The 9270-nt window shown below is 74.2% G+C and carries 7 protein-coding genes; all 7 read left to right on the top strand.

Going from position 1 to position 9270, the window contains the following annotated elements; translation table 11 throughout:
• Window positions 1-179 precede the first annotated feature (179 nt).
• Complete coding sequence (locus CTKZ_RS16420; protein ID WP_124343951.1) at window positions 180-1898, top strand: peptidoglycan D,D-transpeptidase FtsI family protein; 1719 nt, start codon at window positions 180-182, stop codon at window positions 1896-1898.
• A 61-nt stretch (window positions 1899-1959) separates the two neighbouring features.
• The gene (locus tag CTKZ_RS16415; RefSeq protein WP_124343950.1) at window positions 1960-3537 is read left to right on the top strand and encodes a UDP-N-acetylmuramoyl-L-alanyl-D-glutamate--2,6-diaminopimelate ligase; all 1578 of its coding nucleotides are present in this window, start codon (window positions 1960-1962) and stop codon (window positions 3535-3537) included.
• Entirely contained in the window at window positions 3534-4985 is a 1452-nt protein-coding gene (locus tag CTKZ_RS16410) for a UDP-N-acetylmuramoyl-tripeptide--D-alanyl-D-alanine ligase (protein WP_124343949.1), read from the top strand. The genes CTKZ_RS16415 and CTKZ_RS16410 overlap by 4 nt, the downstream gene beginning before the upstream one ends.
• Window positions 4982-6064: a phospho-N-acetylmuramoyl-pentapeptide-transferase gene (mraY, locus tag CTKZ_RS16405; RefSeq protein ID WP_124343948.1), complete on the top strand. Its 1083-nt coding sequence runs from the start codon at window positions 4982-4984 to the stop codon at window positions 6062-6064. Before CTKZ_RS16410 ends, mraY begins: the two co-directional genes overlap by 4 nt.
• 45 nt (window positions 6065-6109) lie before the next feature.
• Window positions 6110-7495 carry a UDP-N-acetylmuramoyl-L-alanine--D-glutamate ligase gene (gene murD / locus CTKZ_RS16400; RefSeq protein WP_235843522.1) on the top strand — a complete coding sequence of 462 codons (1386 nt, stop codon included), beginning with the start codon at window positions 6110-6112 and terminating at the stop codon, window positions 7493-7495.
• A 4-nt stretch (window positions 7496-7499) separates the two neighbouring features.
• On the top strand, window positions 7500-8726 hold the full coding sequence (gene ftsW / locus CTKZ_RS16395; RefSeq protein WP_124343946.1) for a putative lipid II flippase FtsW: 1227 nt from the start codon (window positions 7500-7502) through the stop codon (window positions 8724-8726).
• A partial coding sequence (locus CTKZ_RS16390; protein ID WP_200829783.1) for a UDP-N-acetylglucosamine--N-acetylmuramyl-(pentapeptide) pyrophosphoryl-undecaprenol N-acetylglucosamine transferase occupies window positions 8719-9270 on the top strand: 552 nt, incomplete at its 3' end. The genes ftsW and CTKZ_RS16390, both read left to right, overlap by 8 nt.

Genomic DNA, 9270 nt, shown 5'->3' with positions numbered 1-9270 from the left:
CGCGCGGCGGGTCGGCGCGGCAGGCGTCCCCGCGACCGGCGGCGCAGCCGCGCACGATCGACGTCGTCCCGCGCCCCCGGACCGGTGCGGCCGCGCCACGCCGTGGCGGCGGTGCGCCGGTCCGTGGAGGCGGGGGAGGCCGTCCGCCGAGGAACGTGCGCACGGGCGGGCGTCCGCGGATGGCGTTCCTCACCGTGGTCGTGCTCCTCGTCCTCTCGGTGTTCACCGGGCGGCTCGTGTGGGTGCAGGGCATCCGTGGCGACGCGATCGCGGCGGAGGCGCGCGAGAAGCGCATGACGTCGTTCGAGGTGCTCGGCGCGCGCGGCGAGATCACCGACGCCGAGGGGCGTCCGCTCGCGATGTCCGTCGAGCGCTACGACATCTCGGTGAACCAGCGGCAGGTCGGTGAGTACAAGAGCACCGGCACGCCCGAGGTGCCCGACGGCGCCGCCGGGGTCGCGCAGCGCCTCGCTCCCATCCTCGGCAAGAGCCCGGCCGAGGTCGGCGGGATGCTCGTGGGCGACCGCCAGTTCCGCTACATCGCGAAGAACGTGGAGCCGACCGTCGCGCGCGAGATCCGCGCGCTGAAGCTGCCCGGCATCCAGATCGACAAGGTGGCCGAGCGCGTCTACCCGAACGGTGACCTCGCGGGCAACGTCATCGGGTTCGTGAACTCGAGCGGCGTGGGCCTCGAGGGCCTCGAACGGTCGCTCGACGACCGGCTCGCGGGCTCGCCGGGCGAGGAGACCTACGAGCGCGGGCGCAAGGGTCAGCCGATCCCCGGCGGGTACTCGGCGGGCTCCCCGGCGCAGCAGGGCGACTCGGTGCAGCTGACGATCCTGTCGGACCTGCAGTTCAAGGCGCAGGAGGCGCTGTCGGCCGCGGTCGCGTCGACGGGCGCCGACGGCGGCACGGTGGTCGTGCTCGACACGCGCACCGGCGAGGTGCTGGCCCTGGCCGACTCCGGCTCGGTGGACCCGAACGACCCGGGCGACAGCACCGGCGGCTCGCTGGCCAGCTCGGTGTCCGACGTCTTCGAGCCGGGGTCGACGGGCAAGGTCATCACGATGGCCGCGGCGCTCGACGCCGGGCTCGTCACCCCGCTCACGCAGTTCGAGGTGCCGTACACCTACACGACGGAGAACGGCGAGACGTTCAAGGACTCGCACGAGCACGGGCTGCTCCGCCTCACGACGACGGGCGTGCTCGCCGAGTCGTCGAACACGGGCACCGTCATGATCGGGCAGAACCTGCCGCAGCAGACCCGGCACGACTACCTCACGAAGTTCGGCTTCGGTGCGCGCACGGGCATCGAGCTGCCGGGGGAGTCGCCCGGCATCCTGCGGTCGTGGGAGACGTGGGACAGCTGGGACCGCCGCTCCAAGTTCGCCGTGCTGTTCGGGCAGGCGGTGTCGGTGACCGCGCTGCAGGCCACGCAGGTGTTCGCGACGATCGCGAACGGCGGTGTCCGCGTCCAGCCGCACATCATCAAGGGCTGGACGGCGGCCGACGGCACCTACACGCCCGAGCCCGCCGCGGCGACCACGCAGGTCGTCTCGCCGCAGACCGCGGCGACCGTCCTCACGATGATGGAGAGCGTCGTCGACGACGGCACCGGCGGGAGCGCCGCGATCCCGGGCTACCGGGTCGCCGGCAAGACGGGCACCGCGCAGAACTGGGTCAAGGGCCACCAGGGCATCACGGCGTCGTTCATCGGCGTCGCGCCCGTCGACTCGCCCCGCATCGCGGTGAGCGTGATCCTGCACAACCCGCGCACGTCCATCTACGGCGGCACGGTCGCCGCCCCCGTCTTCCGCGACGTCGCCGGGTTCGCGCTCGGCGAGCTCGGCGTGCCGCCGTCGGGAAGCCAGGCGCAGCTCTTCCCGACGACGTGGTGAGCGTGCTCACGGCGGCCCCGGACGCGGCGTGGTGGGGGTCCGACCGGGGTAGATTCTCCCCATGACGTCCCCGGCCCGGATGCGCCCCCAGCATCCCGCGACCCACCGGGTGACCGACCTCACCGCCACGTTCTCGCTGGTCGCGGACACGCTCGACCCCGCGCTCGCCGTCACCGGCGTCACCGTCTCAAGCGGCGACGTCGCGCCCGGTGACCTGTTCGTCGCCGTCCCCGGCCTCAAGGTGCACGGCGCGACGTACGCCCCGCAGGCGGTCGCCGCGGGCGCGGTCGCGGTCGTCACCGACACCGCCGGTGCGGCACTCGTCCGCGACGCCGGCCTGACCGTCCCCGTGCTCCTCACCGACGACCCGAGGGCCGTGTCGGGTCCGCTGGCCGCGCACGTGCACGGCCACCCGGGCAAGGACCTCGTGACCGTCGGCGTCACGGGCACCAACGGCAAGACCACGACGACGTACTTCGTCGACGCCGCCCTGCGGGCCGCGCACGCGGTCACGGCGGTGCTCGGCACGGTCGAGCTGCGCGTCGGCGACGACGCCGTCGAGAGCCCCCGCACGACCGTCGAGGCGCCCGCGCTGCAGGCGATCCTCGCGCTCGCGCGCGAGCGGGGCGCCGGTGCGGTCGCCATGGAGGTGTCGTCGCACGCGCTCGCGCTCGGTCGCGTGCGCGGCCTGACGTTCGACGTGGTCGGCTTCACCAACCTGCAGCGGGACCACCTGGACTTCCACGGCGACATGGAGGGGTACTTCCGCGACAAGGCGCGGTTGTTCGACCCCGAGCAGGCGCGCCGCGGCGTGGTGGTGGTCGACGACGAGTGGGGTCGGCGCCTCGCGAGCAGCGCGCAGATCCCCGTCGAGACGGTCGCGACGCACGTCGACGACCCGCACGCGGCGGACGCCGACTGGGCGGTCGTGACGGCCGACATCGGTCTCGACGGCGTCGGCTCGTCGTTCGTGCTGCGCGGTCCGGACGGCACGGAGCACGCGGCGGCGAGCCCGTTGCCCGGCCTCGTCAACGTGTCGAACGCGGCGCTCGCGATCGTGCTGGCCCACGCGGCCGGCGTCGACCTCGCGGTCGCGGTCGACGCGGTCGCGCACGCGCACGAGATCCCCGGCCGCATGGAGCGCGTGGTCGAGCGGGGCGACGGGTGGCCGCTGTGCCTCGTCGACTACGCGCACACGCCCGACGCCCTGGTGCTCGCGCTCGAGGCGGTGCGCCCCATCACGCCCGGCCGGCTGATCCTCGTGTTCGGCTCGGACGGCGACCGTGACCAGGGCAAGCGCCCGATCATGGGCCAGATCGCCGCCCGGCTCGCCGACGTGCTGGTCGTGACCGACGAGAACCCCCGCTCGGAGGACCCGGCGACGATCCGCGCCGCGATCCTCGAGGGCGTGCGCGCCGAGCGCCCGTCCGGCGCCGACGTGCACGAGGCGACGAGCCGCGCCCAGGCCATCCGCGACGCCCTCGCTCTGGCGACCGACCAGGACACCGTGATCGTCACGGGCAAGGGCCACGAACCCACACAGGAGATCGCCGGCGTGTTCCACCGGTACAACGACCGCGACGTCTACCTCGCGGCCAGGGCCGAGCGTTCGCACGCACGGGCGGAGCAGCACGCGTGATCGCCCTGACTGCGGCCGAGATCGCGGCCGCGACCGGCGGAGTGCTGCGTGCGGGCGTCGACCCCGCGCTCGTCGTCGCGGGTCCCGTCGTCGTCGACTCGCGCGAGGTCGAGCCGGGCGGGCTGTTCGTCGCCCTGCCCGGTGAGCACGTGGACGGGCACGACTACGCGGCCGGGGCCGTGGCCGCCGGAGCGGCGCTCGTGCTCGCCGCGCGCGACGTGACCGGGCCCGAGGGGCAGCCCTTGCCGACCGTCGTCGTACCGGACGTCGAGCGCGCGCTCGGCGACCTGGCGCGCGAGGTGCTCGTCCGCCTGCGGGCGGCGTCGCTCGAGCCCGGGGCGCCCGGTCTGCGGGTCGTGGGCATCACGGGTTCGGTCGGCAAGACGACGACGAAGGACCTGCTCGCGCAGCTGTGCGGCAGCGCGGGACCCACGATCGCGCCCGTGCGCTCGTTCAACAACGAGATCGGGCTGCCGCTCACGGTGCTCAAGGCCGACGAGGCGACGCGCTTCCTGGTGCTCGAGATGGGCGCGAGCGGCCTCGGCCACCTCACCTACCTCACCGACATCGCGCCCCCCGACGTCGCGGTCGTGCTGGTCGTCGGCCAGGCTCACCTGGGCGGCTTCGGCGGCATCGAGGCGGTCGCGCGCGCCAAGAGCGAGATCGTCCAGGGCCTCGTGCCCGACGGCGTCGCGGTCCTCAACGCCGACGACCTGCGCGTCATGGCGATGGCGGAGCTCGCACCCGGGGACGTCGTCACGTTCGGTGCGTCGGCCGGCGCGGACGTGCGGGCGCGCGGCGTCGTGGTCGACCGGACCGGGCGTGCACGGTTCATGCTCGAGGCGCGGGACGCGGACGGCGGCACGCGCGCCGTGCCCGTCGAGCTGCGCCTCGTCGGCGAGCACCACGTGCACAACGCGCTCGCCGCGGCGGCCACGGGGCTCGCGGTCGGCCTGAGCCTCGACGAGGTCGCCGCAGGGCTCAGCGCCGCCGACGCGCTCAGCCCGCACCGGATGCACGTCGTCGAGCGTCCCGACGGCGTGACCGTCGTCGACGACTCCTACAACGCCAACCCGGACTCGATGCGCGCCGCGCTCAAGGCGCTCGCCGTGCTCGCGGGCCGCGACCGGCGCTCGATCGCGGTCCTCGGCGAGATGCTCGAGCTCGGCGATGAGCACCGCGAGGCGCACGACGCGATCGGACGCCTCGTCGTCCGGTTGAACATCGGTCTCACGGTCGTCGTCGGCGAGGGCGCGCGCGCGATCCGCGACGGCGCCAACCACGAGGGCTCGTGGGGCGACGAGGTCCTGCTCGCGGACGACGTCGAGGCTGCGGCGCAGTTCCTCGAGGGCGAGCTGCGGCCCGGGGACGTCGTGCTCGTCAAGTCGTCGTACGGGGCCGGGCTGTGGCAGCTCGGCGACCTGCTCGTCGGCGAGGTCGCCCGGTGATCGCGGTCCTCATCGCCGGTGGGCTCTCGATGCTCATCGCGCTGCTCGGCACGCCGCTGTTCATCCGCTTCCTCGTCGCGCGGCAGTACGGGCAGTTCATCCGCCAGGACGGACCGACCGCGCACTTCACGAAGCGCGGGACGCCCACGATGGGTGGCGTCGTCATCATCGGCGCGACGCTGCTCGGGTTCGGCGGCGCGCAGATGGCGACCGGCACCCTGCCGTCCGCGTCCGCGGTGCTCGTGCTGTTCCTCATGACGGGTCTCGGCGTCGTCGGCTTCCTCGACGACTACATCAAGATCTCCCGGCAGCGCAGCCTCGGGCTCAAGGCGCGCTGGAAGATCGTGGGGCAGGGGCTCGTCGGGATCACCTTCTCGGTCGCCGCGCTGCAGTTCCCGAACGAGAAGTTCCGCACGCCCGCGTCGACGCACATCTCGTTCATCCGCGACACGAACATCGACCTGGCCTTCGCGGGTGCGACGGTCGGGCTGATCCTCTTCGTCGTCTGGGCGAACTTCCTCATCACCGCCTGGTCGAACGCGGTGAACCTCACCGATGGCCTCGACGGGCTCGCGACCGGCGTCTCGCTCATCGTGTTCGGCGCGTACGTCGTCGTCGGCGTGTGGCAGAACAACCAGAGCTGCCAGAACCTCCTGACGGCCGGGCCCAGCTGCTACGAGACGCGCGACCCCATGTCGCTCGCGGTCGTCGCGGCCGCGATCACCGGTGCGTGCTTCGGCTTCCTCTGGTGGAACGCCAGCCCCGCGAAGATCTTCATGGGCGACACCGGGTCGCTGGCCCTCGGCGGCGCGCTCGCCGGTCTCTCGATCCTGTCCCGCACCGAGATCCTCGCGGCGATCATCGGCGGCCTGTTCGTGCTCGTCGTGCTCTCCGACGTCATCCAGATCGGCTTCTTCCGGCTCACCGGGAAACGCGTCTTCAAGATGGCGCCGCTGCACCACCACTTCGAGCTGTCCGGGTGGGGTGAGGTCACCATCGTCATCCGGTTCTGGCTCATCGCCGGCCTGTTCGTCGCGCTGGGGGTCGGGATCTTCTACGCCGAGTGGGTGGCCGGCTAGGTGGCGGTCCCCGACCTGGAGGGTGCCCGCGTCGTCGTCGCCGGCATGGGGGTGTCGGGCCGCGCCGCGGCCGAGGTGCTCGCGTCGCGCGGCGCCCGCGTGGTCCCCGTGGACGACGCCGCCGGCGACGTCCTGTCCACCGACGAGCTGCTCGGGGGAGACGTCCTCGACCGGACCGACCTCGTCGTCGCGTCGCCCGGTCTCGCGCCCCACCACCCGTTGCTGCGCGCCGCGACCGAGCGCTCGGTGCCCGTGTGGAGCGAGGTCGAGCTCGCGTGGCAGGTGCGCGTCGCGACGACCGGCGGCGAGCCGGCGCCGTGGCTCGCGGTCACCGGGACGAACGGCAAGACGACGACCGTCGGCATGCTCGAGTCGATCCTGCGGGCCGCCGGACGCGCGACGGCGGCCGTCGGGAACGTCGGCACGCCCGTCGTGCTCGCGGCGACCGACCCCACGCTCGACGTGCTCGCCGTGGAGCTCTCGAGCTTCCAGCTGCACCACACGTACGCGATGTCCGCGCAGGCCGCGGCCGTGCTCAACGTCGCGGCCGACCACCTCGACTGGCACGGCACGCTCGACGCGTACGCCGCCGCGAAGGGGCGGATCTACGAGCGCGCGCAGGTCGCGTGCGTGTACAACGCGGCCGACCCCGTGACCGAGCACCTCGTGCGCGAGGCGGACGTCGTCGACGGCTGCGTGGCCGTCGGCTTCACGACGGGCACCCCGGGCGTCGGGCAGGTCGGGCTCGTGGAGGACGTGCTCGTCGACCGCGGGTTCGCGCGGCTGCGTCACACGCACGCCGCCGAGCTCGGCACGCTCGCCGACCTGCACCGGCTCGCCGGGCCCGACGGTGCCGTCCCGCCGCACGTCGTCGCCGACGCGCTCGCCGCGGGCGCGCTCGCGCTCGCGCACGGTGTCGAACCGCAGGCCGTGCGCGACGGGCTGCGCGCCTACGCACCCGGGGCGCACCGCATCGCGCCCGTCGGCGTCGTCGACGGGGTCGCGTACGTCGACGACTCGAAGGCCACCAACGCGCACGCCGCGGCCGCGTCGCTCGCGTCGTTCGCGCCGGGCAGCGTCGTCTGGGTCGCGGGCGGGCTCGCGAAGGGCGCGACGTTCGACGAGCTCGTGGCCGGCCGCCGGGACCGCCTGCGCGGCGTCGTGCTCATCGGCGCCGACCGCGAGCCGCTGCGGGACGCGCTCGCCCGACACGCACCGGACGTCCCGGTCGTCGAGGTCGAGCCCGGTGACACTGGGGCGGTGATGACCCTCGCCGTGCACGAGGCCCGACGGCTCGCGTCGGGCGCCCCCGCCGACGCCGTCACGGTGCTGCTCGCGCCGGCGTGCGCGTCGATGGACCAGTTCGCGTCGTACGCCGAGCGCGGCGACCGGTTCGCCGAGGCCGTGCGCGCGCTGCGCGAGGAGGGCTGACCCGATGGCCGACACCGCGACCGCGACGGCCGAGCCGCGCGGCTCGGCGCTCGGGCAGTGGAACTCCGCCGTCACGAGCTACTACGTGCTGCTGGGCGCCACGACGCTCCTGCTCGTCATCGGGCTCGTCATGGTCCTGTCGAGCTCGAGCGTCGAGTCGCTCGACGAGGGCAACTCGCCGTACGCGGTGTTCGCCGACCAGGCCAAGTTCGCGCTCATCGGCCTGCCCCTGCTCGTGATCCTGTCGCGCGTCCCCGTCCGCGTCATGCAGGCGTTCGCGTGGCCCGTGCTGGGCGCGGCGATCGTCTTCCAGCTGCTGGTGTTCGTGCCGGGGCTCGGCTGCGGCGAGGGCGGCAACCGCAACTGGGTGTGCGTCGGCGGCATGTCCGCGCAGCCGTCGGAGGCGATCAAGCTCGCGCTCGCCGTGTGGCTCGGGGCCGTGCTGGCCCGCAAGCTGCCGCTCCTGCACGAGTGGAAGCACGCGCTCATCCCCGTGGTCCCGATCGCCGGGCTGGCGGTGCTCGTCGTCCTCGCGGGCCACGACCTCGGCACGGCGCTCGTCCTGCTCATGCTCGTCGCGGGCGCGCTGTTCGTCGCCGGGGTGCCGCTGCGGATGTTCGGACTCGCCGCGGTCGCCGGTGCCGCTGTCGCCTTCGTGCTGACCGTGACGAGCGACAACCGCACCGACCGCATCACCTCGTGGCTGTCCACCGAGGGCTGCGACACGAGCAGCGCCTGCTACCAGACGCTGCACGGCGGCTGGGGTCTCGCGAGCGGCGGCTGGGGCGGCCTCGGGCTGGGGGAGAGCCGCGAGAAGTGGTCCTACCTGCCCGCGGCGCACAACGACTTCATCTTCGCGATCATCGGTGAGGAGCTGGGACTGATCGGCACGCTGCTCGTCCTCGGACTGTTCGGCCTCATGGCGCTGGCGATGGTGCGCGTCATCCGCCGCCACCCGGACCCGTTCGTCCAGATCACGACGGGCGCGGTGCTGTGCTGGATCATCGGCCAGGCGTTCGTCAACGTCGCCGTCGTGATCGGCCTGGCGCCCGTCATCGGCCTGCCGCTGCCGCTCGTGTCGGCGGGCGGGTCCGCGCTCATCATGACGATGGCGGCGCTCGGCGTCGTCATCTCGTTCGCGCGGTCCGAGCCCGGCGCGGCCGAGGCCCTCGCGGCCCGGCCCAGCGTCGTGCGGCGGTCCCTCGCGGTGATCGGGCGGTCCCGTGGCTGACGCGACGCCGGGTGCCGTCCTGCTCGCGGGCGGCGGCACCGCGGGCCACGTGAACCCCCTGCTCGCCGTCGCGGACGCGGTCGCGGCCCGGCGCCCGGGCGTCGTCCTGCGCGTGCTCGGCACGGCCGAGGGCCTGGAGTCGACGCTCGTGCCGCAGCACGGGCTGACGCTCGACGTCGTGCCGCGCGTCCCGCTCCCGCGGCGCCCGACCCCCGACTACCTGCGCCTGCCGACGCGGCTGCGTGCGGCCGTCGACGCGGCCGGTGCGGCGATCGACGCGATCGGTGCCGACGTCGTCGTCGGCTTCGGCGGCTACGTCGCGACGCCCGCCTACCTCGCCGCGCGGCGACGGGGCGTCCCCGTCGTCGTGCACGAGCAGAACGCGCGTCCCGGACTCGCGAACCGGCTCGGCGCGCGCTGGGCGGCGGACGTCGCCGTGACGTTCCCGGGGACCGCGCTGCCGCGTGCCCAGGTCACCGGCCTGCCGCTGCGGGCCGCCGTCGCCGAGCTCGTCGCCGCGCGCGCCGCCGACGCGGCCGGGTCG

The sequence above is a fragment of the Cellulomonas algicola genome, assembly GCF_003851725.1.
Classification (GTDB): Bacteria; Actinomycetota; Actinomycetes; order Actinomycetales; family Cellulomonadaceae; genus Cellulomonas; species Cellulomonas algicola.
The sequence above is the reverse complement of the archived record's forward strand: the minus strand, read 5'-3'. Positions and strand labels throughout refer to the sequence as shown.